The sequence below is a fragment of the Neisseria sp. HMSC03D10 genome (genome assembly GCF_001807625.1).
GTDB classification, from domain to species: Bacteria; Pseudomonadota; Gammaproteobacteria; order Burkholderiales; family Neisseriaceae; genus Neisseria; species Neisseria mucosa.
Genome location: NZ_KV789556.1, coordinates 1 through 22,952, shown reverse-complemented (window position 1 = coordinate 22,952; position 22,952 = coordinate 1). Strand labels below are relative to the sequence as shown.

The window sequence follows — 22,952 nt, the reverse complement described above, 5'->3', positions numbered from 1 at the left end:
GAGGGGATGTCCAACTTTTGGGGGGCAGTTCACTGTTTCAGACGACCTTTTCGATATTGATCGGAATATTTAACGGATTTTCAGCGTACTCAATCCGATTAACACCAAGACGATGGTGATGATCCAGAAGCGGACGACGACTTGGGTTTCTTTCCAGCCTTTTTGTTCGTAGTGGTGGTGGATGGGCGCCATCAGGAAGATGCGTTTTTTGGTTCTCTTATACCAGCCGACCTGAAGCATAACGGACACGGCTTCAACGACAAATAATCCACCCATGATGACGAGGACGAACTCTTGGCGGACGATGACGGCAACGGTACCGAGTGCCGCACCCAATGCCAGTGCGCCGACGTCGCCCATGAAAACTTGCGCAGGATAGGCGTTGAACCACAAAAATCCTAGACACGCGCCGCACATGGCGGTACAGAAAATCACGACTTCGTTCGCGCCTGCGACATAAGGCAGTTGCAGGTATTGGGCGAATTGCGAGTGTCCGCTGGCATAGGCGAAGATGGCGAGGCCGGCGGCAACGAGGACGACGGGGAAGGCGGCAAGTCCGTCAAGGCCGTCGGTGAGGTTGACGGCGTTGGAAGTGCCGACGATGGTCAGATAGGTCAGGACGACGAAGCCGACCACGCCCAGCGGCAAAGCGACTTGTTTGAAGAAGGGAACGATGAGGATGTTGTTGGAGCTATTGGACGCAAGGTAAAACAAGGCAAGCGCGGCAACGATGGCGACGCTCGATTGCCACACCATTTTGAATTTGGCGGAAACACCGTTGGGGTCTTTATAGACGACTTTGCGCCAGTCGTCGTAAAACCCGAGTGCGCCCGTGGCAAGCAATACGCCCAAGAGAATCCAAATATACGGGTTGGCCCAGTTGCCCCACAACAGCGTGGATACGGTGATGGCGGTCAGAATCAGCGAACCGCCCATGGTCGGCGTGCCGTTTTTGATGAGGTGGGTTTGCGGCCCGTCGGTGCGTACCGCCTGCCCGACTTTCAACTGCGTCAGTTTGCGGATGGTCCACGGACCGAGCAGCAGGGAAAACGCCAAAGCGGTCAAAGCTGCCATGACGGCGCGGAATGTGGTGTATTGAAAGACATTCAGACCGGTCAACCAGTTACTGAAATGTGCAAGCCATAAAAACATGGGGCTTCCTTTTGTTTTTGTTGTTACATTGGGCTTATCGCCCGTTTTAAATTTTGGTTTTGAGGTCGTCTGAAAAAGTTTCAGACGACCTTTGTTGATTATCAAGCTGCTTATGACAGTCAGCGCCTGCTGAAGTTCACTCTCTATGCAGGTTTCTAGCGAACCCGTTATCCGTTGTTTAGAGAGATGGCAACGTTATTGAGCGACGGCTGCGTTAGTGTCTTTCTCAATCACGCAAATCGGATAATTTCCCGGATTCCTGCCGCCGCCTAAATCCAGACAGAGGTCTTCATAAAGATAGGCCTGCGTCCGCATTCCGGCATAAAACGCGCCAATCAGCGCAGCAATCAGCAATAAGGCTTTAAAAAAACGTCGGTTTTTCATTTTCAGACGGCCTCTTTATCCGTCAATGCCTCGACCACTTCTTCCATCTTCATAAAGCGCGAGCCTTTGACCAACACAGTGGCGCGTTCAGGCAAATCGTGGCTCAACACTTGGATCAACGGGTCTTTGGCGGCAAACCACAAACCGTCTGCGCCAAATGTTTCCGCCGCTTCGACGCTGTTGTCGCCGACAAAATAGGCCGCTTCGATGCCTTGGTCGCGGGCGTACGCGCCGACTTCGGCGTGCATGGCGGCAGCTTCATCCTCGCCCAGTTCGCCCATATCGCCCATCACAAAAATACGCGGCGCAGGCATACGCGCCAACACGTCAATCGCGGCTTTCATGCTGTCGGGGTTCGCGTTGTAAGTATCGTCAATCAGGGTCGCGCCTTTGATGCCGGCTTTGACGTTCAGACGACCTTTGATATTGCTGAAGCCTTTCAAACCTTCCGCCACATCGTCCAAACTTAAACCCGCAGCCAAAGCCAACGCAGCGGCAGCGGCGGCGTTGTGGACATTGTGACGGCCGGGAACGGGCAATACTACGGCGGCGCGCTCGTTGCCGCACACCAAATCAAATTCACACGACAAAGGTTTCAACACGATATTTTCCGCATGGACATCGCCGCTATCGACGCCGAAAGTCCGCTGCTGATGACTTTGGGAGGTCGTCTGAAACACGGCGGCATGTTCGTCTTCGCACGGAATCAAAGCCAATCCGTCTTCGCCCAAGCCTTGATAAATCTCGCTTTTCGCCTTGGCAATATCGAGCGTGCCGTCAAAACCGCAGCCGACATGGGCGCGCAGGGCGTTGTTGACCAAAGCAGCATCGGGTTTGGCGATTTGCGTCAAAACCGCCAGTTCGCCGAAATGGTTCATGCCCATTTCGATCACGGCATAACGGTGTTTTTCGTTTAATTTCAACAAAGTCAGCGGCAATCCGATATGGTTGTTAAAGTTACCTGCCGTCGCCAACACGGCATCATCGCCGAAACGGCGGCGCAATACCGCAGCCAGCATTTCCTTCACCGTCGTCTTGCCGCCCGAGCCGGTAATGCCGAACACAAACGGGTTCACATTCCTGCGCCACGCCTTCGCCAGCATTTGCAACGCGGCAAGCGTGTCATCGACTTTCAACGCGCCGTCCAAAGCAGCGCAATCTTCGCGCGAAACCACAACCGCCGCCGCACCCGCAGCCAATACGTCTTCAACAAAATCATGCGCGTCAAACCGCTCGCCCGCCAAAGCAAAAAACACATCGCCCGCACGGATGTCGCGGCTGTCGGTTACGATGCGCGAAACGGGTTTGTTTTCAGACGGCGTCGGAAGATTGAGGGTTTGGCAGATGAAATTTAGGTTTAGTGGTTTCATGGTTTCTTTCGTTTGTTTTTTTCAGACGGCCTCACATAACCATCCGTAAATGTTTCATCATAGATTTAGGTGTAACAAAAGTTAAACCGTACATACTGCCTAATGCTACTGCCTGGCTTTCCTCTAAATCGGCAGCCAATATCACAAAACGGTCATCCGGCAAATTCAATCGTTTTTTCAAGCGTACATATTTTTCAATGTCTCGTCTGAATTCCCCTGATTTACATTCCACCACAATCGGCTCTTTACCCATCGGTAAAAATACGACATCCAACTCATGTTTATCTTCATTGTCGAATTCGATTTTTATATTTCTAGCGCAAGAAAAAGCATAATCCTTGCCTTTTTGTTTTGCTTCTTCAAGCATTTTGCACAACGCAAACCATTCAAGCCAACCACCACAAAAAAAGTGCTTGATGGCAGTGGCACGTTGCAGATTCAAGCGGACAATTTTTTCCTGTTTCTGATAAAAATACTTAGAAAACAGAGTATGGCTATAAAATTGTCGGCATAGATTATTCATTGTCTGCCCGTCTTTTTGCGACATTTTGCCGACATCCAAACTAATGCTTGTATGGTTGTGGCCATACGCCCAACTAATCTGACCCAACATATTTTTAGTAATCTGATAATTGCTGCCCAATTTAGCGGCAGCCTCATCAAAAAAACCGCTCATATTTACCGCCTGTAAGTTAAACATCGGCACAATATTAGCTCGGGCAAACCATCGCCGTAACGGTTCGTGCTGTTTTTCAGTAGCTAAAATGTCAGTTTCCGATAAATTGACGCCTGCCAGCGGATTATAATTTTGGTTTTCCGAACCAGTATCTTGCTGTACATTTTCCTCTCCACCGTCTTCCTGTTGCTTCAAAGCCTGCAATTCCCTGTTCACCGAAAAATATCGTTCCAACAATTTACTGACAAAAAATAAAGTGTCGTAAACCTTAACCGGAGCCGTGCATTTTGGACAGGCAATTTCACTCATTCCGGATTCGTAGTCATGCTCATTCATGCAGCCGCATTTATTGCAGCGAAAAATACCCATAATGTTCCCTCATTATTTGTTTATTTGTTTCAAAATTTATTTCAGACGGCGTTTGAAAATTTTATCTTTCCTGATCAATCAACGGATACGGATTCACTGCACCGCTTGGTAGATACACGCCGTAATGCAAATGGGCCGGCGCGGTTTTGGCGTTGCCTGTTTTGCCGACATAGCCGATGACCTGTCCTTCTTTCACGCGTTCATACAGGCGGACGCGGGCGAATTTGTTGAGGTGGGCATAGTAGTGCCATGCGCCCGGCCCTTGGATACCGATGACTTTGCCACCCAATCGGTTGCGCCCGATTTTGGTTACGATACCGGGCGTCGTGCTGCGTATCGGCGTGTTTTTCTTGGCGAAAATATCCACGCCCTCATGTCTGCGCCCCTGGCTGCGCGCCGCGCCCCAAGTATCGTCAAAACGCTTGCCTTTAACAGGATTGGGCAGGCTTTGCGCCGTTGGCGGTTCTTTCGCCCTCAGCTCAGCAATTTCGGCGTTCGGGCGTGGCAGTTGTTTGGTGGTACAGCCCGCAAATAAAATCATGGCTGCACTGATTAAAAGGGTTTTTGTCGGCATTTTCAGCATCAAATCGGTCTCCTCGTTTTTCAGACGACCTTTAAAATTCCAAATCGGGGTCGTCTGAAACAACTGTGATGGGTTTAATGGCTGACGTGCCGTAATGCGTGTGTCGTGTTGCTTTTATTGTAGAGGATAAACGTTTTCAGACGACCTTGATGGCCTTCAGGTCGTCTGAAAACTTTGGTACTCGTTGTTATATCCGCTCTGCCAACGCTTTTTCTGCAACTTCAAAGTCAGAAAAATGATGCTTCACACCCTGCATGTCCTGATAGTTTTCATGTCCTTTGCCGGCAATCAGAACGATGTCGTTTGCCGCGGCGCGTTCGACTGCGTAACGGATGGCGGCGGCACGGTCGGTTTCGACACATTCGGGCGCGGGCACGGCAGGCAGGATGTCGTTGATGATGTCTCGCGGATTTTCCAAACGCGGGTTGTCGCTGGTGACGACGACTTTATCTGCGCCCTGTACGGCTGCTGCACCCATCAGCGGACGTTTGCCGCGGTCGCGGTTGCCGCCGCAGCCGAATACGCACCACAAAGCCGCACCCTGTGGTTTGATTTCCTGCAAGGTAGAGAGTGCTTTTTCTAATGCGTCGGGCGTGTGTGCATAATCGACGACGACCAAAGGTTTGCCGCTGTTCATGATACAGTCCATGCGGCCTGAGGCAGGACGGATTTTTGTCAGCACATCCAATACTTTATCAAGCGGATAACCGTTGGCACAAAGCAAGGCGATGCAGGCGGCGAGGTTTTGCGCGTTGAACCGTCCGAGCAGGCGGGTGCGGCAGCGGCCTTCGCCCCACGGGGTTTGGAATACGGCTTCCATGCCGTCTGAAGAGGCAGTGAAATGAACAATGCGGATGTCGGCGTGTTCGCTGAAGCCGTAGCCGTAAACGGTCAAATCGGGGCAGTCTTTTTTCAGACGACCTGCGAGTTCTGCACCGTATTCGTCATCCACGTTGATAATGGCGTGTTTCAAGCCGTGCCAGTAAAACAGGCGCGACTTGATGGCGCCGTAGGCTTCCATCGTACCGTGATAGTCGAGGTGGTCTCGGGTGAGGTTAGTGAAGATTGCACTGCGGAATGGCACGCCGTTGACGCGCGATTGGTCAAGGCCGTGGCTGGAGACTTCCATCGCGGCGGCTGTTGCGCCTTGTTGACGGAAACGGTAGAGCAGGGTTTGGACATCGACGGGGGCGGGGGTGGTATGCGTGGTTTCTTCCAATGCGCCCCAAAAGCCGTTGCCGACCGTGCCGATAATGGCGGTTTTTTCACCTAACAAATCGGCGGCTTGTGCCAGCCATTGTGTGATGGAGGTTTTGCCGTTGGTACCGGTTACGCCCCAGACTTTGAGGTCGTCTGAAACATTGCCGTAAACTTGCGCCGCCAACATGCCGGCACGGTGTTTCAAATCTTTGATGCCTTGATTGGGGACTCCCCATTTGGGATTCCACGCAAATTTGCCGTCGTCGTCCCAAAAAACAAAAGCCGCGCCGTTGGCAATGGCTGCGGGGATATAACTGCGGCCGTCCGTATATTCGCCCTGACAGGCAACGAAAATATCACCTTGTTTAATTTGACGGCTGTCTGAATGCAACAAACGCCCTGCTGCGTTTGCACACAGCAGAGGCGGAAAGTTGGTTTCAGCTAAAGGGGTTAACTTGCTGAACATAAAATAATCTCGTTGATACTCGGATTAAGACGGTGTTTTGACGGCTGCAACATTGGTCAGAGGCTTGGTGGGGGAAACGCCCAAGATGTTCAGGCTGCCGCCCATGACTTGTTTGAAGACCGGACCTGCCACTACGCCGCCGTAGTAACCGTTTGCAGTCGGTTCGTCGATGGTTACCGCCACAATCACACGGGGATTTTTGGCAGGGGCAAAACCGATGAAAGTTGCGACGTGTTTGTTATCAACGTAACGTCCGTTGACCAACTTACGCGCCGTACCGGTTTTCGCGCCGACGTCGAAACCATCTACCGCACCCGCCGTACCCGTACCGCCGGGCTCGGTTACAGAAACCATCAAATCACGCACTTCACGCGCGGTCGAAGCTTTAATGACGCGTTTACCTTTGGGCGCAACCGCCTGTTTCTCAAAGCTGACCGGCAACAATTCGCCGTCATGTGTCAACATGGTATAAGCACGCGCCAATTGCAGCAGGCTCAATTGCAAGCCGTAACCGAAAGACATGGTTGCCTGTTCAATCGGCTGCCATCTGCGCCAGCTTCTCAAAAGACCGGCTGTCTCACCTGGGAAACCGGAGTGCATCCGCACGCCCACACCCAAATCATGATAAAAATCATACATTTCTTTAGGCGTGAATTTTGCAGACAGTTTGCTGGTACCGACGTTGGAAGATTTTTGCATAATGCCGCGCACATCCAAAGTAGGATACACATGGGTATCGCGTACGGTAGCGGGACCGATTTTATAAGGCATGGTGTTAAAACGATCAGCCACACCGACTTTGCCGGAATCCAATGCTTTGGCAATCGTAAACGGCTTCATGGCAGAACCCGGCTCAATCATATCGGTAACAGCTCGATTGCGGCGCTGTTCGCTATCGGCGCTGCCTGGTTGGTTGGGATCATAGGCAGGGCTGTTAACTAAAGCCAAGATTTCGCCGGTTTGCGCATCCAATACCACAACCGTACCTGCTTTGGCTTTGTGATAAGCCACTGCTTTATTCAGCTCATCATAGGCAAGTGTTTGAATACGTTGATCCAAAGACAAAACCATGTCCTGCCCGTTTTTCGGATCGCTGTTGCGCGGAGAATCCAAACTATCGACGATATTGCCTTTATTGTCGCGCAAAACCACTTTCGCACCGTCCGCACCATGCAGACTGTCTTCTCGCGACAATTCCAAGCCTTCCTGTCCTTTGCCGTCGATATTGGTGAAACCGATAACGTGTGCGAACAGGTTGCCCATCGGATAATGGCGTTTCAGCTCTTTTTGGAATGCCAAGCCTTTAATGCCCAAAGCTTTAATTTCTTCCGCTTTTTCTTGGCTGAGTTGACGCTTCAGATAAATAAAATCTTTATCTTTTTTCGCCAATTTTTCCTGCAACGCCTCAACAGGCAGCTCAACAATAGCCGCCAACTTAGCCATCTGTTCGGCAGTCGGCATTTCTTCCATACCGGAAGGCATGGCATACAAAGATTCAGTCGGTGCACTCAACGCCAAAGTCGCGCCGTTACGGTCCGTAATCATGCCGCGCGACGCAGGTAAAGTCAGGGTACGGACAAAACGCTGATCGCCCTGATTTTTCAAAAATTCATGCTGCGTGGTTTGCAAATAGATGCCGCGAGCCAGCAGTCCGACAAACGCAGCCGCAATCAGCCACAACACCAAAGAAATCCGCCCATCACTGGTGATGGGTTTTTTAGCTTTGGCTGCCTTGGGCAGCATGCTCGGTTTATATTCGTTTTTAATCAACATCTTAACATCTCAATTCATAATCACCCGAACCGTGTCTTTATCCGACGGCACCAATTTGCAGTGCCGGATAAGCCGGCTATATTATTTTTTTCGTTCCACCATCACGGTATTATCCGCGCCGGGCGGTTTGAGGCGTTGCTTCTCAGCCGCCACCTTAATCAGCTTGTGGTTCGCCAGCCGCGCCTGATCCAATTTCAAGCGTGCATAGTCCTGATCAAGCTTGATTTCCTGCTTTTGCGCTTTATCCAAAGCGATGAAGTGCAAACGCGATTGGTCTTGCACAGTGACCACCGCAAAAGCAGATACCGATACCAAGACCAACAAAAGGATATTTAATTTATTCATTATTTTCAGACGACCTCAATCTGTTTGTTCCGAGGACACCTGCCCCACATAATGCTTATTCTGCAATCTCACCGCCCGTCCGCTCTGCCACGCGTAAAACTGCGCTGCGCGCCCGCGGATTGGAGGCGGTTTCCTCAACACCCGGCTTTATCGCCTTTCCCACCGCCTTTAACGGCGGCAGAGGCAAATCCGCTTCTTTTACTGCCGCCCAACGCGGCAAAGGAGGATGTTGCGAATACTTTTTGACAAACTGTTTTACGATGCGGTCTTCAAGCGAATGGAACGCGATAACCGCCAAACGCCCGCCTTGTTTCAGACGACGCATCACTTGCGGCAGAACCGCCTCTACCTCTTCGAGCTCGCGGTTAATAAAGATGCGAACTGCCTGGAAGGTGCGCGTCGCAGGGTCTTGCCCCCGCTCACGAGTACGGACGTTTTGTGCCACGAGCTGCGCCAGCTTGCGGGTTGTATCGATCGGACTTTCTGTCCGTTGCGCAACAATGGCGCGCGCAATCTGGCGACTAAACCGCTCTTCACCATAATTCTTGATAACCTCGTGCAAATCCTGTTCTGATGCTGTTGCAATCCATTCTGCAGCGGACATCCCCCGCGTCGGATCCATGCGCATATCCAAAGGTGCATCAAAACGGAAACTGAAACCCCGTGCGCCGTCATCTATCTGCGGGGACGAAATCCCCAAATCAAACAACGCACCATCTATTTCTTCAATACCCAGCTTATCCAGGGTCGTCTGAAAACTGGAAAACCCGTCATGAACTACCGTAACGCGCCCATCCTGCTCAGCCAGCTTTTGCGCCGCCTCAATCGCTTGCGGGTCTTTATCAAACACAATCAGACGACCTTGACTGCCCAGACGGGACAAAATCAATCGGGAGTGCCCTCCCCTGCCGAACGTCCCATCCACATAAATACCGTCTTCACGAACCGCCAGAGCATCAACCGCCTCATTTAACAAAACGGTGATATGTTGATATTCAGCATTACTCACAATTGCAAATCCGTCTGACTTAATTGGAATGCCAACTCTTCAGGATCATCATCCAAAGCCTGAGTCATTTCAGCTTCCCATTGATCACGGCCCCACAATTCCAAACGATTGGCGCGACCGACCAAGGTAACGTCTTTTTCAAAATCCACCCGTTTGCGCAGATTGGCAGGAATCAGTACGCGGCCGGCGCTGTCCCATTCCAGCGTATCCGCATTGTGCAGCAGAAGATTTTGATAACGCTGCAACATCGGATTTCCTGCCGTTTTCAGGTGCAAAAGCTGCTCGGCAACCTTTGCCCATTCAGCCTCCGGATACATCAGCAATTTTTGACGGGAATCCAAAGTAACCACAATCGACGGCGTATAATGGCGCAGCAAAATATCGCGGAACTTGGCAGGAATTGCCAACCGCCCTTTGCTGTCAATACTCAATTCGTGAGCGCCACCAAACACAATTTCGTCCTATCGGTTTAAATCGGAATTTTTTGGGCAATGCAGACACTTTTACCCACATCGCCCCACTAGCCCACACTATAAAAAATTTTAACGCCTCGGTCAAATCGCCCTACTCTAAAATCCCAGTACATATGCAACAACAAAATCATTAAAAAACAGTATTTTAACCAAACAAACAAACAAGCCGAACCACCCATTTTACCTGATTTGGTTTTTAAAAACACAATATGTAGTATTAAAAATCACATTTAAACACAATATATGGTATAAAAAAATGAAAAAACGCCCCTTTTCCGTTCACGTTATAATAGACAAATAAATTCACAAATTTTACATTATCTAACGGTTATGAAGGCACACCTCCCCCTCCCCTCCCCTACCGCGCAAGCCTCAAGTTCCAAACTATTTGAAATCATCACACAGGAAATAAAAGCCCAAAATAACTGGGTTCCTTTCTCACGATTCATGGAGCTTGCACTCTACACACCCGAATACGGTTACTACACCGGAGGCAGCCATAAAATCGGTACAGACGGTGATTTCATTACCGCCCCCACCCTCACCCCATTGTTCGGACAAACCCTCGTCCGACAACTTGCCGAACTTCTCCCGCAAACCGCCGGCAACATCTACGAATTCGGTGCAGGCACAGGACATCTCGCCGCCACCTTATTAAAGAGCCTTTCAGACGACCTCAAGCATTACTACATCATCGAGCTCTCCCCCGAGCTTGCCGAACGCCAACGCCAATTCATCGCCGAACAGACCACTCCGCAACTGACACAAAAAGTCATACACCTGACCGAACTGCCCGAATCCTTCGACGGCATCATCATTGGCAACGAAGTCCTCGATGCCATGCCTGTTGAAATCATCCGCCGCACTCAAAACACCTTTCAACACATCGGCGTCTCCATCACCCCAGACGGACAGCTTGAACAAAGCCCGCGACCATTGAAACAACCCGACCTCCTCCAGTTAGCCGCCACCTATTTTCCCGAAACCGAACACCCCTACACCAGCGAGCTACACCCCGCCCAATACGCCTTTATTCTCACCCTCGCGCAAAAAATCACACGCGGCGGCATGATATTTATCGACTACGGTTTTGACGCCGCCCAGTATTACCACCCGCAACGTGACGAAGGCACGCTCATCGCCCACTACCGCCACCACACCGTTCACGACCCGTTTTTCCATATCGGTCTGACTGATCTGACCGCTCACGTCAACTTTACCGACATTGCCCAGGCAGGCACCGACGGCGGACTAGACCTCATCGGCTACCTGCCCCAGTCCCATTTCCTATTCAACCTTGGTATTACCGACCTGCTGGCACAAACCGCCCCACCAGGTACGGCAGACTACCTCCGTGTCAGCACCGCCGTACAAAAACTGACCGACCAACACGAAATGGGCGAACTCTTCAAAGTCATCGCCTTTGGCAAAAACATCGACATCGACTGGACAGGTTTCCGCTTCGGCGACATCTGTCACAAACTTTGAAATCCCCCACCTCAAACCATCCTCCAAACACACAGGTCGTCTGAAACACAGTTTCAGACGACCTCATCCATGTTTTATTCCATTAAAAAACAAAAACAAAACATAAAGTACAAAATAAAACTTGCCAAAAACTCAAAACAACATATAATAGCGACTTCACGAAACGGCGAATTAGCTCAGTCGGTTAGAGCAGAGGAATCATAATCCTTGTGTCCGGGGTTCGAGTCCCTGATTCGCCACCAAATTTCGGGGGTATAGCTCAGTTGGTAGAGCGCTTGCATGGCATGCAAGAGGTCAGCGGTTCGATCCCGCTTACCTCCACCAGATAAAAAAGACCTTGTTTAAAACAAGGTCTTTTTTATCTTGCATATTTGTTATATAGTCAAATGGATAAACATACAATAGAATTGAGCCTCCTTTATCCTGAGGATATATTCATTCACAAATACCTACATTTTCAAACTCTCCATCCTAAACCATCTGCTGCTTTATCATACTTTCAAACAAAACCGATCCCTTTTTAAATACCCGGGTAAAATTATTAGTGTCTTTAATATTAAACTTGAAACTTAAATGCGCCGTGAATGTCTATCTTTAATCGGTTAACCTACTCAGCAGGATGCAGATTTATGTCGATAACTGTTTCACTCATCGTCCCAGTCTATAATGGCGGAAAATTTGCGGCAGGTTTGTGCCGTCATTTTGCAGGTCTGCATAAGGCTATCGAAGGGATAGAATTTATTGTTGTAAACGACGGTTCTACCGATGATACATCGGCTCAGTTCAGGCAGTTTTTCAATGAACATCCCGAATTGCAGGCGCAGTTGATTGATACGCCCAACGGCGGAGTCAGCAGGGCGCGCAATATCGGTTTGTCCAAAGTGCGCGGGGAATATGTGATGTTTATGGATCACGACGACAATGTTGATCCGCCGCTTATGACAGATTTGGTTGAAAAAATGAAACGTTCCGATGCGGATATACTCCAATTCAATGTTGATGCGCGCTATCCTGCCAATGAAGATGAGGTTATCGGTTTAGCGGATTATATGGACCGCTATCCGTTTTGGTCGTGCGTTTGGGCGTATATCTACAAACGCAACCTGTTGGAAAAAGCAGGTCTGAAATTTATCGAAGGCATGAAATATTTGGAAGACGGCGTATTTTTGACCGAGTATTTTTTGCAATGCAAAACCGTCATTGCCAGCAATACCGTTGTTTATGATTATGTCGACAACCCCGAATCCGCTATGCGCAGCAAGCGTACGCCCGAGCAGACGAAGAAATACCTCGACGACATCGGTTTGGCAGTAAGGGAATATACGCGCCTGCTCGCTACGCCTGGGCAGCCGCCTAAAGTTGCCCGCAGGTTATTGGAAATACGGGATTCCTTCCAATTCATCCATTTGGTTTCGATGCTTAAAAGCGGTGTTTCTACGGACGAACTGTTCCGCAGGCTGGAAGAAAACGGCTACGATTTCCGAATGGCGGGCTATCCCAGCAAATTCAACCGCCGCCGCGACGTACGCCTTTTGTGCCATGTATTCCGCAGCCGTTTGTTGTTAAAGCTTCTGGCGGCTTCCAAGATAATGGCAAAAGATTGACAGACTCAAAAAGGTCGTCTGAAAACCAATACAGGTTTTCAGACGACCTTTTTATTTCATCCTGCGCCTCAAGCGGGCGTATCTTTCAACTCCGCGCCCACATCTTTCAAACGCTGCAATACTTCATCCCATGCTTTGTCCAAATCGCGGCACGCCCCGCCTTCCGCCTTGATGCCGAACTCGATATGGGGTTTGACCGCCGTTCCGTCCGCATTCTGCCAGCCGACGCTGGGCAGGCTGTAAGAGCGCACGCCCGGGTAGGTGCGTTCGACGTATTCCATAATCGGGGCGACGCGCGATTCGGGTTGTCCGAATACATACACGCTGCGGCTGCCGCGTTCGGTTTGGTTGAAACGGTCGGCGTAATAAGTATCCAAAACCCATTCCGCCATCGGATGCGCCATCACGGGGAAGCCGGGGAAGAAATAATGTTCGCGGATGGAAAATCCGGCAATGTTGTTGAACGGGTTGGGCACAAGCTCCGCGCCTGCGGGAAAGTCCGCCATTTTCAGGCGTTGGGTGTGTTCGGGGGCGTCGAGCGGCTCGCCGCGTTTAAGGGTAACGGCTTCGATGAACTTGGCAGCTTCGGGATGGCGGACGACAGGCAAATCCAAAGCGGCGGCGGCAGCTTGGCGAGTGTGGTCGTCGGGCGTGGAACCGATGCCACCGGTAACGAAGGTCGGCAGGTCGTCTGAAAAGCTGCGGCGCAGTTGTCTGACCAACAAATCAGGTTCGTCGGGCAGGTATTGCACCTGATTGAGCTTCAGCCCGCGCGATTCCAGCAGGGATTTGAAAAAGGCGAAATGCTTGTCTTGGCGGCTGCCGTGCAGGATTTCGTCGCCGATGATGATGAGGTTGAAAGCGTTCATAGATAGGTTTTCTTTACCGATGCCGTCTGAAAATGTTGATGGTGCTGTGATTTGTTCCCTCTCCCGTGGGAGAGGGTTAGGGAGAGGGCTGAGCTTGCGTTTTTCAGGCAGTGTTTGCTTAAGGGCTGCTGTCTGTGCCCTCTCCCCAACCCTCCCCCACAGGGGAGGGAGTCGGGTTGCGGATGGCCTAAAGGTCGTCTGAAAAGATTTTCAGCAAAACGGGCAAGGCTCATTTTCAGACGATCTTGACGGCTGACAATGTGTTCTATTTATAAGATAATGTTTCAACACACAGGACTACACACAAAGCGCAGCCCTATGTATCGCCCTGATTTGGAAGAGGTTGCATTTCTCCCAAACAGTCTCTGATTCTACCGCCCTGAAGGGCGGGGTTTCAACCGTTAAGGTATTTTTAATAACCCCTTTTAAGTCCGAAGAATTGTCATGAGCCAAAACAATACTATCCTGCAACACCTCCCCATCGGTCAAAAAGTCGGCATCGCCTTCTCCGGCGGCCTCGATACCTCCGCCGCGCTGTTGTGGATGAAACTCAAAGGCGCGCTGCCTTATGCCTACACTGCCAATCTCGGTCAGCCCGACGAAGACGACTACAACGCCATTCCCAAAAAAGCGATGGAATACGGTGCGGAAAACGCCCGCTTAATCGACTGCCGCGCGCAGTTGGCACATGAGGGCATTGCCGCCATCCAATGCGGCGCGTTCCACGTTTCCACCGGCGGCATCGCCTACTTCAACACCACGCCTTTGGGCCGCGCCGTTACCGGCACCATGCTCGTTTCCGCCATGAAGGAAGACGACGTGAACATCTGGGGCGACGGCAGCACCTACAAAGGCAACGACATTGAGCGTTTCTACCGCTATGGCCTCTTGACCAATCCTGCGCTGAAAATCTACAAACCTTGGCTCGACCAACAATTTATCGACGAACTCGGTGGCCGCCACGAAATGAGCGAATTTCTGATTGCCAACGGTTTCAACTACAAAATGTCGGTTGAAAAAGCCTACTCCACCGACTCCAATATGCTCGGCGCGACGCATGAAGCCAAAGATTTGGAATTCCTCAACAGCGGCATCAAAATCGTCAAACCCATCATGGGCGTTGCCTTCTGGGACGAAAACGTCGAAGTCAAACCCGAAGAAGTCAGCGTACGCTTTGAAGAAGGCGTGCCGGTTGCATTGAACGGCAAAGAATACGCCGACCCCGTCGAACTCTTCCTCGAAGCCAACCGCATCGGCGGCCGCCACGGCTTGGGTATGAGCGACCAAATCGAAAATCGCATCATCGAAGCCAAATCGCGCGGCATCTACGAAGCCCCGGGCATGGCGTTGTTCCACATCGCCTACGAACGCTTGGTAACCGGCATCCACAACGAGGACACCATCGAACAATACCGCATCAACGGCCTGCGCCTCGGCCGCCTGCTCTACCAAGGCCGCTGGTTCGACAGCCAAGCCCTCATGTTGCGCGAAACCGCCCAACGCTGGGTCGCCAAAGCCATAACCGGCGAAGTCACCCTCGAACTGCGCCGTGGCAACGACTACTCGATTCTGAACACAGAATCGCCTAACCTGACCTACCAACCCGAACGCCTGAGCATGGAAAAAGTCGAAGACGCCGCGTTCACCCCGCTCGACCGCATCGGCCAGCTCACCATGCGCAACCTCGACATCACCGACACCCGCGCCAAACTCGGCATCTACTCGCAAAGCGGCTTGTTGTCGCTGGGCGAAGGTTCGGTATTGCCGCAGTTGGGCAATAAGAAATAAGGTTTGTTACCCTGCATCATTGGCAACTTAAGGGGTCGTCTGAAAAGATGATCCCTTATAAAAGGAATCCCATGAAAGAATACAAAGTCGTCATTTATCAAGAAAACCTGCTGTCCAGCCTGTTTTTCGGCGCAGCCAAAGTCAACCCCGTCAAATTCAGCGCGTTCCTCAACAGCCAAACTCCAGAAGGTTGGCGTGTCGTAACCATGGAAAAAGACCAACGCCGTATGCTCTTATTTTTCAGACGTGAAGCCTACGTCGTCATTTTGGAGCGGGAACGTGTTTAAGCTAGGCGTTTATGCCTGTCTCGGGCTGTTCGTCGGCTGGGTGTTGCTGCTGATTCTGCAACTTTGGTTTTCTTTTATCGAGGCAGAATTATTCTTCAAAATTACCCTGACCATGGCGGGGCTGTTTGTCATCATCCTCGCTGCCTTGCTGGTGTGCAGTCAGTATTTTTCTGAAAAGAAAATGAAAGACGACGGGTTTATCAACTGATGCGGCTCCCGACAAAACCTGCATCCAAACCATAATAGGTCGTCTGAAAAACCGTTTTCAGACGACCCCACCTTTTCCTCAAATCATTTGAAATCATGAAATTCTTCACACACTTTTATCTTGAAAACCATATGTATTTCAACGACTACTTGAAATACGTCCTCATTTTCGCCGCGCTCGTCGTCCTGCTGCTCGCCGTATCGCAATACCTGCGCCACCGCATGGACACCAAATACCGCGACCTGAGCATTATTGCCCTGCTGCTGCTCATCCTCATCAGCGGCATCCAATACCTCTCATACAGCGAACGCCAAAACTTCGCCGCCGACAACTCGCGCATGGTCGGTTTTCTCAATACCCTGATTGAAAACCAAAAAGTGGAAAAGCGCGACATCAGCGTCAACAGCACGCACCTATACAACGGCATGATCGTCGGCATCAAAAACCAATACTACGAAGTCCATTTCAATCAAGACTTCTCCGCCTACACCCTGACCCCCATCAATCTGGTCAACAACAACATCGAACTTATCGACAAAGAATAACAGGACACACTCATGGAAGCATACTCCCTCCTTGCCCTCAAACTCCTTATGGGCATTTTAGGTTTGGTTTTGCAAATCAACCTTTTAGGTAAAGGCAACCTCGCCCCCACCTCCGCCATGGATCAAGTGCAAAACTATGTTCTCGGCGGCATCATCGGCGGCGTGATTTACAGCGACAGCGTCGGGCTTTTACAGTTTTTCCTCGTGCTGATTTTGTGGACGCTGTTGGTCTTGAGTCTGAAATTCATCAAAAACCACAACCGCTGGGTCAAATCCATCATTGACGGGAAGTCCGTCTGGATCATCGTCAACGGCGAAATCCAAACCGAAGAATGTATGAAAAACGGCATCAGCGCACACGACCTGATGTTTAAGCTCCGTGCCGCCGGCATCTACGAAATTGCTGCCGTCAAACGCGCCGTCATGGAGCAAAACGGGCAGCTTACCGTCATCCAATACGGCGACGAAAGCCTGCGCTACCCCCTGATTACCGACGGGCAAATCGACCATGACATCTTAGAAATCATCAAGCGCGACGACGAGTGGCTGAAGCAGGAACTTGACCGCCTCCATCTTGATGCCTCGAAAGTCTATATCGGCGAATACATAGACGGGAAATTGGTGGCACACCCTTATCCTTGATGGTGAAAGTGAAGGTTGTGTTTGGTTAGGTTTATTCGCAATAAACCTACCGTTGATCCAAAGCCCAAATAGAGTCAAAAGAAAAAAGGTCGTCTGAAAACTGATTTTCAGACGACCTTTGCGTTTCTGCGTCCTGCGTTAGAACGATTTCACCAGCGACAGACCGACTTCGTTTTGCTTGTAGCTGTACAGCCAGTCGGTGTTGCCGTGGACGCGGCGGTGTTTGTAGCTGAGGACGGGCTTGAGGCCGGCGAATTTCCAGCGGTCCGCGCCTATGTTGAGGCGGTAGGTTTGTTCTTTGTCGCGGCGGCGTTGTTCGAGGACGGCGTTTTCTTCGCGGTGGCTGCGGATGCCGAAGGTGGCGGAGGCGGAGGCGTCGAAACCGGCTTCAAATATTTTTGCGGCACCCAGCCGTGCGGAGATTTGGCGGTAGCTGTCCACATGATCTTTGGCTTTGCGCTGCTGCCAGTCTATGCCGCCGTAGAGCATGAGGTCGTTGCGCGGGAAATAGGACAGGGTGTTGTAAACGGAGAAGAGGCTGCCGTCGAGCAGGCGGGTTTTGTCGGAATAGGAGAGGTGTTTCCACTCGGCTTCGGTGTTCCACGTCCAGTTGCCTTTGTCGAGGTTCCACTCGCTGCGCACGCCGTAGGCGCGGTTGAGGGTTTTGCCGCCGCTGCCGTTCCATTCGACGAGCGGGGCGAGGGCGAAGGTGTGGCGGTGGTTTTCAAACTGGTAGCCTGCGCTGAGGTTGAGCGTGTGTTCGTTGAAGTCTTTATGGTCGTGGTAGAAGCGGCCGTAGCCGAGCGCGCGGGCGGCGATGCCGTGGTGTCCTTTAATCTGCCAGCGGCGGACGGCGGCGGCTTCGTATTTGATGCCGTTGGCGGAAATGGGCTGGTCGCCTGAAAATTCTTCCCAGCATTCGCCGTCGATTTCGGTTTTGCACCACACTTTGCCGCTGGCTTCGTTGATGTTGCTGTTGTGGACGGCGCCGACGGAAAGGCTGCCCTGCCAGCTTTGGCGTTGGTTTAGAGAGTCGCGAAAATGGCCGATGTTTTCTTTGACGGCTTCGGGCAGGTCTTCGTTTTGAAGGCGCATGAATTCGGAAGTGGCTTCGCGGTTCAGACGACCTTCAAAGAGCAGGCGGGCGTAATCGAGCCGTCCGCGCGTGAAGTCGGGATGGCGTTGCAGCAGGGTTTCGTAGTCTTGTTTGGCATCTTTCCACCTGCCTTCGCCGCGGGCGAGCGAGGCGCGGGCAAAGAGGGCGATGTCGGGGTCGTATTCGGTTTGCTGGGTATAACGTTCAAGCAGCGGGCGCACGGTTTGCCAGTCGCTGTGATTGACGGCGTTAAACAGGGCTTCGCCTTGGTCGGCTTCGGGATCGGTTTCGGCTGTCTGCCCGATGTGTTCGGCGGGAATGTCGAGGCGGTATTCGCGCACTTTTTGTTCCTGTTCCTGCATGGTTTGGCGGGTATCCTGCCACAGGCGTTGCGCGGTGCGGTCGTCTGAAAAGTCAGAACGGGGTGCGGCAAGGACGGGGGCGGCGAGAAAGAGGATAAGGCAGGCAGACGGTTTGTACATGGTGTCGGCTTTCCGGTCGGCGGGTTTCAGACGACCTTGAGAAGGTTGGCGGGCTGGTGTTTAAAAAAGCCTGCGTGAAGCAGGCTTTATTTTACTTAACTCATTTTACTTAACTAGGGATTTTAGCGTTTCACACCGCCGAATGCCGTATCCAAGTTGCGGTCGGTTTTAAACTTGGCAACACCGGCCAGCGCGCTTGCGTTGTGACCGAAGAAGTGGCCTTCGGTTTTACCGAAGTGGCCGTTGGCGCGGGCGTAGCCTTCAAACGATGCGCTGGACGGTTTGATGCGGGAATGGATGTCCATCTGTACAGCGTTGTTTTTCATAGAACCTGCCAAGACGCGTTGACCGAAGTCTGCGCGCAAAGTACCGACCATCGGGTTGTTGCCGGTGTAGTTGTTGATACCTTTGACGGCGTAGTTTGCTACACCGGATACCGGCATAGAGGTAGCGCGTTTGTCGCCAGAGTAGAAAACGCCGCGGTTGGTGCCTTTGGCGTATTCTTTACCGACCCACTCGCCGTAGTACACTTCCGAGCCGCCGCTCTTGATGGTGTTGAACGCATAGCGGCCGAGGTTTTGACGGGTGTGTGCGTCGTTAACCTGTACGGTTTTCACGCCGTTGCGGTCTACATTGCCGGGCATGCGGTTGACGTTGGTGTAGTGCACGCCCGAACGGTAGGCAGCGTGTTTCATCACTTTTTCGCCTTCGGCTTCAGAGGCGGGTTTGCCCCATTTTTTGCCGTATTTGTGGTTTTGGTAACCGTAATCAAATGGATTGTAGGCATTGTTGGCGGCAAATACGCCTGCGCTGAACAAAACAGCCAAAACAGCAGCGGTGGTTTTTTGCAGATTCAGTTTCATGATACGCTCCTTAAGGGGAAAAACGATGTTTGGGAAAATAATGTTCCGTCCGTGTCAGTGTGAGCAGACTATCGTTATGTGAGGAGACTTATTTTTCTTTTTTCTGAACATCATTCTAGGCTGGGAGTGTTAGAGGAGAATTAGCGGATGTTTTGGAGAACGTTGGAATGAGATAAGAATAGGATAAGAATGTTTGTTTTTAGTTAAGAAGTATAGTAACCGCGGCTGGTGTTGCCGCACGCTGCAATTTAATCTGTCCTTATTGAGATGTTTTGGTGATGGATTAATTGAAATGATTCATAAAGAAGGGGAAAGGTCGTCTGAACATTTCTTTCGGCAGAACCCGTAGAATTTGTTTCAGACGACTTTTTAAATTGAGAAATAATATCTAGGAAATAGGCAAAAAAATAACCGCCAAAGGCGGTTTGTTTTGGTGGCCAGAGGCGGAATCGAACCGCCGACACACGGATTTTCAATCCGTTGCTCTACCAACTGAGCTATCTGGCCTTCGCTGTTTCGTTGCGAGATGTGCATTAAACCAAAAACGGCGTTTTAACGCAAGGTTTATTTCGATGCGCCATATATTATTTTTATAAACATATGTTTTATATTGGATTAAAAAGCAGCGTATTTGGCAGGTTTTGCCCATTTTTCGCAGCCTTTCCTATAAATAGGCAATACGATAAAATACGCGCTGTCTGAAACACCATCATGAAGGAAGCCGCCATGACCCGTATGGTTCACTGCGTCAAACTCGGCAAAGAGGCCGAAGGTATGAAATTCCCGCCACTGCCCAACGAGCTGGGCAAGCGTATTTTTGAAAATGTGTCCCAAGAGGCTTGGAATGCGTGGACGCGCCATCAAACCATGCTGATTAACGAAAACCGCCTGAGCCTTGCCGACCCGCGCGCGCGCGAATATTTGGCGCAGCAGATGGAGCAGTATTTCTTCGGAGACGGCGCGGATGCTGTTCAGGGTTATGTCCCTCCGCAAGAATAAGCGCAAGCTGTTTTGAATGACAAAGGTCGTCTGAAACCGAAGTTGGTTTTCAGACGACCTTTTTCTGTTTGACGGGCAATTATGCGCCGAACACTTTCAAACGGTTTTCCACCGGTTCGAAGGTTTTTTCACCGGCAGGCGCTTCGATGCCGCCGATAACCATTTGCGCGCGCAGAAGCCAGCTTTCGGGCAGGTTCCATTCTTTGGCGATGGCGGCGTCGGGCAGCGGGTTGTAGTGTTGCAGGTTCGCGCCCACGCCGGCGGCGGCAAGCGTTGTCCAGACGGCGTATTGCGTCATTGCGTTCGCATGGTCCGCCCAAACGGGGAAGTTGGCGGCATAAGAAGGGAACTGCTCTTGCAGGCCTTTGACGACGTTTTGGTCTTCGAAGAACAAAATGGTCGCCGCGCCTGCTTTGAACAGGTTTAATTTTTGCGCGGTCGGCTCGAATTGTTCGGCAGGCACGATGGCGCGCAAAGCGTCTTCAACAAATTGCCACACTTTGCCGTGTTCTTTGCCGAAGAGGACGACGACGCGGGTGGATTGCGAGTTGAAGGAAGAAGGTGTGTGTAAGACGGCATGTTTGACGATTTCGCTGATTTCTTCGTTGCTGATGGGCAGGTTTTTATTCAGCGCGTAAATGGAACGGCGGGTTTCTGCCGCTTGTTGCAAGGTTTGATAAGTCATGTTGTTTTTCCTTTGATTGATGTTGAATCGGTTGGCGGGTTTAGAAATCTATTCGTAAAACCCGCTTTGTTTGTTTTCAGACGACCTTTGGGTCTATCAGGATTTGTTTTTGCCGAACAGGTTGTCCAATGCCAATGAGCCGCCGCCGGCTGCTGCCAGATAGAGGAACACGAAGCAGAACAATACTGCCGATTCGCCGCCGTTGGCAAGCGGGAACAGCGCCGAACCTTGGGAGGCGTGTGCCATGAAATAGGCAGCCGCCATCTGGCCGGACAGGATGAAGGCGGCGGGACGGGTGAACAGTCCGAGAATCAACAGGATGCCGCCGGCGATTTCCAAAATGCCTGCCACCAACATCAAGCCTTCGGGCGAGCCGCTGCCCATGGATGTCGGGAAGCCGAAGAATTTCGACGTACCGTGCAGGAGGAAGAGGTAGGCGGTTACGATACGCAAAACGGACAATAAAATGGGTTGGATACGGGCGCAGGTTGCAGACATGGGGTTCTCCTTATCAAAAATGCGGGGGTTAAATGAAAACTAATCTTATCTGTGCAGTATAGATAATTACTGCCGGTAGATATATACTTCTTTTATTGATACAACGTTTCCCTAAAAGAAAACATGGATACCCTGTTCAGCCTCAAAGTTTTCCGCCAGGTCGTCCAAAGCGGCAGCTTCACCCGCGCCGCCGAGCAGCTTGATATTTCCACCGCGATGGCGAGCAAACACGTCAGCCATCTGGAAAATTCGATTAAGGCCAAGCTGCTGCACCGCAACAGCCGCAACCTCCACCTGACCGAAGCGGGCGAAGAATACTACCGCCAATGCAGCTACGCGCTCGATACGCTCGACACCGCCGCGCAAAAGGCGGCAGGCGGGGCGGACACGCCGCAGGGCATGTTGCGCGTGACCATGCCGCTTTGGTTTGCGGGCAATTTAATCGGCACTTGGCTGGCGGAATACCGCGAACGCTATCCCGAAGTCACGCTCGATTTAGTGCTCGACAACCGCCACGTCGATTTGATTGCCGAAGGCTTCGACCTCGCCTTGCGCGTGGCAAAAACCCTGTCGCCCTCGCTTATCGTCAAGCCGCTGGCGCAAATCCAATTCGTCCTGCTTGCCTCGCCCGAATATCTGGCGAAACACGGCAAGCCGCAAACGCCCGAAGAGGTCATGCGCCATCCCGCCATCCTGCCGACCTACACCGACCAGCGCAATTTGGAAATCACCCATCGGGAAACGGGCGAAAAAAGTATTCTGACGCTCAATCCGGTGATTCAAAGCGACAATACGCTGATGATACGCGAATTGGTCAGGGCGGGCGCGGGCATCGCCTATCAGCCGCTGTGGTCTGCCAGACAGGATTTGAAGGAAGGCAGGTTGGTCAGCCTGCTGCCAGAATATCGGGTGCGGACCGAGCAATTAAACGCGGTTTATGTGGACAGGGCGTTTTTGAGCGCGAAGGTGCGCAGTTTTATCGATTTTCTGAACGAGAAGATTTCAGCGGAAGGGGAATGAGGATTGGGGATGAAGGTTGGCAAAAGGTCGTCTGAAAACGGGAAAGCGGTTTGAACTGGCCCCCAAATCTTGGACACT

At 51.4% G+C, this 22,952-nt stretch carries 24 protein-coding genes and 3 tRNA genes; 11 read left to right on the top strand and 16 right to left on the bottom strand.

Features of this window, described 5'->3' with window-relative positions; translation table 11 throughout:
* Positions 1-69: 69 nt before the first annotated feature.
* From mraY to mraZ, 10 genes are all read right to left on the bottom strand, one after another.
* Entirely contained in the window at positions 70-1,152 is a 1,083-nt protein-coding gene (gene mraY, locus HMPREF3066_RS07625; RefSeq protein WP_039405736.1) for a phospho-N-acetylmuramoyl-pentapeptide-transferase, read from the bottom strand.
* A 195-nt stretch (positions 1,153-1,347) separates the two neighbouring features.
* A complete protein-coding gene (locus HMPREF3066_RS07620) occupies positions 1,348-1,536 on the bottom strand; it encodes a hypothetical protein (protein ID WP_045072115.1) in 189 nt (62 codons plus the stop codon).
* 2 nt (positions 1,537-1,538) lie between these two features.
* A complete protein-coding gene (locus HMPREF3066_RS07615) occupies positions 1,539-2,906 on the bottom strand; it encodes a UDP-N-acetylmuramoyl-tripeptide--D-alanyl-D-alanine ligase (RefSeq protein ID WP_070441777.1) in 1,368 nt (455 codons plus the stop codon).
* A gap of 31 nt (positions 2,907-2,937) precedes the next feature.
* Positions 2,938-3,951, bottom strand: coding sequence for a hypothetical protein (locus tag HMPREF3066_RS07610; RefSeq protein ID WP_070441772.1), 1,014 nt, complete (start codon positions 3,949-3,951; stop codon positions 2,938-2,940).
* A gap of 61 nt (positions 3,952-4,012) precedes the next feature.
* Complete coding sequence (locus HMPREF3066_RS07605; RefSeq protein ID WP_070441768.1) at positions 4,013-4,534, bottom strand: M23 family metallopeptidase; 522 nt, start codon at positions 4,532-4,534, stop codon at positions 4,013-4,015.
* Positions 4,535-4,721: 187 nt separating this feature from the next.
* Entirely contained in the window at positions 4,722-6,200 is a 1,479-nt protein-coding gene (locus HMPREF3066_RS07600) for a UDP-N-acetylmuramoyl-L-alanyl-D-glutamate--2,6-diaminopimelate ligase (RefSeq protein ID WP_070441764.1), read from the bottom strand.
* Between the two features lie 24 nt (positions 6,201-6,224).
* Positions 6,225-7,973: a peptidoglycan D,D-transpeptidase PBP2 gene (gene penA, locus HMPREF3066_RS07595; RefSeq protein WP_003776222.1), complete on the bottom strand. Its 1,749-nt coding sequence runs from the start codon at positions 7,971-7,973 to the stop codon at positions 6,225-6,227.
* An 81-nt stretch (positions 7,974-8,054) separates the two neighbouring features.
* On the bottom strand, positions 8,055-8,318 hold the full coding sequence (gene ftsL, locus HMPREF3066_RS07590; RefSeq protein WP_003761340.1) for a cell division protein FtsL: 264 nt from the start codon (positions 8,316-8,318) through the stop codon (positions 8,055-8,057).
* Between the two features lie 55 nt (positions 8,319-8,373).
* The gene (gene rsmH, locus HMPREF3066_RS07585; protein ID WP_070441760.1) at positions 8,374-9,327 is read right to left on the bottom strand and encodes a 16S rRNA (cytosine(1402)-N(4))-methyltransferase RsmH; all 954 of its coding nucleotides are present in this window, start codon (positions 9,325-9,327) and stop codon (positions 8,374-8,376) included.
* A complete protein-coding gene (gene mraZ / locus HMPREF3066_RS07580) occupies positions 9,324-9,779 on the bottom strand; it encodes a division/cell wall cluster transcriptional repressor MraZ (RefSeq protein ID WP_003761336.1) in 456 nt (151 codons plus the stop codon). The genes rsmH and mraZ overlap by 4 nt, the downstream gene beginning before the upstream one ends.
* 351 nt (positions 9,780-10,130) lie before the next feature.
* Here mraZ and HMPREF3066_RS07575 point away from each other — a divergent pair, with 351 nt between their 5' ends.
* From HMPREF3066_RS07575 to HMPREF3066_RS07560, 4 genes are all read left to right on the top strand, one after another.
* Positions 10,131-11,288 carry a class I SAM-dependent methyltransferase gene (locus tag HMPREF3066_RS07575; protein WP_070441757.1) on the top strand — a complete coding sequence of 386 codons (1,158 nt, stop codon included), beginning with the start codon at positions 10,131-10,133 and terminating at the stop codon, positions 11,286-11,288.
* A 165-nt stretch (positions 11,289-11,453) separates the two neighbouring features.
* Positions 11,454-11,530: transfer RNA gene (locus tag HMPREF3066_RS07570), tRNA-Met, on the top strand.
* Between the two features lie 6 nt (positions 11,531-11,536).
* Positions 11,537-11,612 (top strand) — tRNA-Ala (locus tag HMPREF3066_RS07565).
* Positions 11,613-11,917: 305 nt separating this feature from the next.
* Complete coding sequence (locus HMPREF3066_RS07560; RefSeq protein WP_080613679.1) at positions 11,918-12,892, top strand: glycosyltransferase; 975 nt, start codon at positions 11,918-11,920, stop codon at positions 12,890-12,892.
* A gap of 68 nt (positions 12,893-12,960) precedes the next feature.
* Here HMPREF3066_RS07560 and HMPREF3066_RS07555 read toward each other — a convergent pair whose 3' ends face one another.
* Entirely contained in the window at positions 12,961-13,761 is an 801-nt protein-coding gene (locus HMPREF3066_RS07555) for a competence/damage-inducible protein A (RefSeq protein ID WP_060974691.1), read from the bottom strand.
* Positions 13,762-14,205: 444 nt separating this feature from the next.
* Here HMPREF3066_RS07555 and argG point away from each other — a divergent pair, with 444 nt between their 5' ends.
* The 5 genes from argG (at position 14,206) to HMPREF3066_RS07530 (ending at position 17,231) form a co-directional block, all read left to right on the top strand.
* Complete coding sequence (argG, locus tag HMPREF3066_RS07550) at positions 14,206-15,549, top strand: argininosuccinate synthase (protein WP_009175217.1); 1,344 nt, start codon at positions 14,206-14,208, stop codon at positions 15,547-15,549.
* A 71-nt stretch (positions 15,550-15,620) separates the two neighbouring features.
* Positions 15,621-15,836, top strand: coding sequence for a DUF4177 domain-containing protein (locus tag HMPREF3066_RS07545; protein WP_003765071.1), 216 nt, complete (start codon positions 15,621-15,623; stop codon positions 15,834-15,836).
* Positions 15,829-16,044: a hypothetical protein gene (locus HMPREF3066_RS07540; protein WP_003677014.1), complete on the top strand. Its 216-nt coding sequence runs from the start codon at positions 15,829-15,831 to the stop codon at positions 16,042-16,044. The genes HMPREF3066_RS07545 and HMPREF3066_RS07540 overlap by 8 nt, the downstream gene beginning before the upstream one ends.
* Before the next feature lie 95 nt (positions 16,045-16,139).
* Entirely contained in the window at positions 16,140-16,589 is a 450-nt protein-coding gene (locus tag HMPREF3066_RS07535; protein ID WP_003677016.1) for a DUF3290 family protein, read from the top strand.
* Between the two features lie 12 nt (positions 16,590-16,601).
* On the top strand, positions 16,602-17,231 hold the full coding sequence (locus HMPREF3066_RS07530) for a DUF421 domain-containing protein (RefSeq protein WP_070441754.1): 630 nt from the start codon (positions 16,602-16,604) through the stop codon (positions 17,229-17,231).
* 138 nt (positions 17,232-17,369) lie between these two features.
* On the opposite strand, the gene HMPREF3066_RS07525 is transcribed toward HMPREF3066_RS07530, so the two are convergent.
* The 3 genes from HMPREF3066_RS07525 to HMPREF3066_RS07515 all read right to left on the bottom strand — a co-directional run bounded on the left by HMPREF3066_RS07525 (position 17,370) and on the right by HMPREF3066_RS07515 (position 20,179).
* Complete coding sequence (locus tag HMPREF3066_RS07525; RefSeq protein ID WP_070441750.1) at positions 17,370-18,809, bottom strand: porin family protein; 1,440 nt, start codon at positions 18,807-18,809, stop codon at positions 17,370-17,372.
* Positions 18,810-18,931: 122 nt separating this feature from the next.
* Complete coding sequence (locus tag HMPREF3066_RS07520; RefSeq protein WP_070441747.1) at positions 18,932-19,672, bottom strand: Slam-dependent surface lipoprotein; 741 nt, start codon at positions 19,670-19,672, stop codon at positions 18,932-18,934.
* Between the two features lie 431 nt (positions 19,673-20,103).
* Positions 20,104-20,179, bottom strand: a tRNA-Phe gene (locus HMPREF3066_RS07515).
* A 219-nt stretch (positions 20,180-20,398) separates the two neighbouring features.
* Here HMPREF3066_RS07515 and HMPREF3066_RS07510 point away from each other — a divergent pair.
* On the top strand, positions 20,399-20,671 hold the full coding sequence (locus HMPREF3066_RS07510) for an oxidative damage protection protein (protein WP_029609564.1): 273 nt from the start codon (positions 20,399-20,401) through the stop codon (positions 20,669-20,671).
* Positions 20,672-20,750: 79 nt separating this feature from the next.
* Here HMPREF3066_RS07510 and HMPREF3066_RS07505 read toward each other — a convergent pair whose 3' ends face one another.
* Together HMPREF3066_RS07505 and HMPREF3066_RS07500 are read right to left on the bottom strand one after the other, a co-directional pair.
* Entirely contained in the window at positions 20,751-21,356 is a 606-nt protein-coding gene (locus HMPREF3066_RS07505; RefSeq protein ID WP_070441744.1) for a nitroreductase family protein, read from the bottom strand.
* 96 nt (positions 21,357-21,452) lie between these two features.
* A complete protein-coding gene (locus HMPREF3066_RS07500; RefSeq protein WP_009312535.1) occupies positions 21,453-21,854 on the bottom strand; it encodes a DoxX family protein in 402 nt (133 codons plus the stop codon).
* A 123-nt stretch (positions 21,855-21,977) separates the two neighbouring features.
* Between HMPREF3066_RS07500 and HMPREF3066_RS07495 the strand changes: the two genes are divergently transcribed.
* On the top strand, positions 21,978-22,874 hold the full coding sequence (locus HMPREF3066_RS07495) for a LysR family transcriptional regulator (RefSeq protein WP_003743316.1): 897 nt from the start codon (positions 21,978-21,980) through the stop codon (positions 22,872-22,874).
* Positions 22,875-22,952 lie beyond the last annotated feature (78 nt).

Excerpts from the sequence above, each read along its gene's own strand:
- HMPREF3066_RS07610 (WP_070441772.1), bottom strand. The coding sequence starts at position 3,951 with ATGGGTATTTTTCGCTGCAATAAATGCGGCTGCATGAATGAGCATGAC.
- mraY (WP_039405736.1), bottom strand. The coding sequence starts at position 1,152 with ATGTTTTTATGGCTTGCACATTTCAGTAACTGGTTGACCGGTCTGAAT.
- HMPREF3066_RS07575 (WP_070441757.1), top strand. The coding sequence starts at position 10,131 with ATGAAGGCACACCTCCCCCTCCCCTCCCCTACCGCGCAAGCCTCAAGT.
- argG (WP_009175217.1), top strand. The coding sequence starts at position 14,206 with ATGAGCCAAAACAATACTATCCTGCAACACCTCCCCATCGGTCAAAAA.
- HMPREF3066_RS07560 (WP_080613679.1), top strand. The coding sequence starts at position 11,918 with ATGTCGATAACTGTTTCACTCATCGTCCCAGTCTATAATGGCGGAAAA.
- HMPREF3066_RS07605 (WP_070441768.1), bottom strand. The coding sequence starts at position 4,534 with ATGCTGAAAATGCCGACAAAAACCCTTTTAATCAGTGCAGCCATGATT.
- HMPREF3066_RS07620 (WP_045072115.1), bottom strand. The coding sequence starts at position 1,536 with ATGAAAAACCGACGTTTTTTTAAAGCCTTATTGCTGATTGCTGCGCTG.
- HMPREF3066_RS07510 (WP_029609564.1), top strand. The coding sequence starts at position 20,399 with ATGACCCGTATGGTTCACTGCGTCAAACTCGGCAAAGAGGCCGAAGGT.
- HMPREF3066_RS07615 (WP_070441777.1), bottom strand. The coding sequence starts at position 2,906 with ATGAAACCACTAAACCTAAATTTCATCTGCCAAACCCTCAATCTTCCG.
- HMPREF3066_RS07545 (WP_003765071.1), top strand. The coding sequence starts at position 15,621 with ATGAAAGAATACAAAGTCGTCATTTATCAAGAAAACCTGCTGTCCAGC.
- HMPREF3066_RS07530 (WP_070441754.1), top strand. The coding sequence starts at position 16,602 with ATGGAAGCATACTCCCTCCTTGCCCTCAAACTCCTTATGGGCATTTTA.
- HMPREF3066_RS07500 (WP_009312535.1), bottom strand. The coding sequence starts at position 21,854 with ATGTCTGCAACCTGCGCCCGTATCCAACCCATTTTATTGTCCGTTTTG.
- HMPREF3066_RS07600 (WP_070441764.1), bottom strand. The coding sequence starts at position 6,200 with ATGTTCAGCAAGTTAACCCCTTTAGCTGAAACCAACTTTCCGCCTCTG.
- HMPREF3066_RS07555 (WP_060974691.1), bottom strand. The coding sequence starts at position 13,761 with ATGAACGCTTTCAACCTCATCATCATCGGCGACGAAATCCTGCACGGC.
- HMPREF3066_RS07495 (WP_003743316.1), top strand. The coding sequence starts at position 21,978 with ATGGATACCCTGTTCAGCCTCAAAGTTTTCCGCCAGGTCGTCCAAAGC.
- ftsL (WP_003761340.1), bottom strand. The coding sequence starts at position 8,318 with ATGAATAAATTAAATATCCTTTTGTTGGTCTTGGTATCGGTATCTGCT.
- HMPREF3066_RS07525 (WP_070441750.1), bottom strand. The coding sequence starts at position 18,809 with ATGTACAAACCGTCTGCCTGCCTTATCCTCTTTCTCGCCGCCCCCGTC.
- HMPREF3066_RS07505 (WP_070441744.1), bottom strand. The coding sequence starts at position 21,356 with ATGACTTATCAAACCTTGCAACAAGCGGCAGAAACCCGCCGTTCCATT.
- HMPREF3066_RS07535 (WP_003677016.1), top strand. The coding sequence starts at position 16,140 with ATGAAATTCTTCACACACTTTTATCTTGAAAACCATATGTATTTCAAC.
- HMPREF3066_RS07520 (WP_070441747.1), bottom strand. The coding sequence starts at position 19,672 with ATGAAACTGAATCTGCAAAAAACCACCGCTGCTGTTTTGGCTGTTTTG.
- penA (WP_003776222.1), bottom strand. The coding sequence starts at position 7,973 with ATGTTGATTAAAAACGAATATAAACCGAGCATGCTGCCCAAGGCAGCC.